Origin of the sequence: Bacillus cereus group sp. BfR-BA-01523, from assembly GCF_022662615.1 — a bacterium.
Lineage (GTDB): Bacteria > Bacillota > Bacilli > Bacillales > Bacillaceae_G > Bacillus_A > Bacillus_A mycoides.
Genome location: NZ_JAKUDX010000045.1, coordinates 1 through 271, shown reverse-complemented (window position 1 = coordinate 271; position 271 = coordinate 1). Strand labels below are relative to the sequence as shown.

Here is a 271-nt window from a genome sequence, read left to right as displayed (position 1 = left end):
AACGTCCTACTCTCACAGGGACAAGGTCCCAACTACCATCGGCGCTAGAGAGCTTAACTTCCGTGTTCGGTATGGGAACGGGTGTGACCTCTCTGCCATCATTACCAGACTTTTATCATTATACACATTCTTTTGAGAATGTCCAAAGGAATTTTAAATATATATTCCTTCAAAACTAGATAACATTAGCTTCATATTATATGGTTAAGTCCTCGATCTATTAGTATTCGTCAGCTCCACATGTCACCATGCTTCCACCTCGAACCTATCA

The 271-nt window shown here is 41.0% G+C and carries 1 rRNA gene; it reads right to left on the bottom strand.

The annotated features are described in order from the left end of the window. Nucleotides 1-109: ribosomal RNA gene (gene rrf, locus MR066_RS27115) — 5S ribosomal RNA — on the bottom strand; the annotation flags it as partial. Between the last annotated feature and the right edge of the window lie 162 nt (nt 110-271).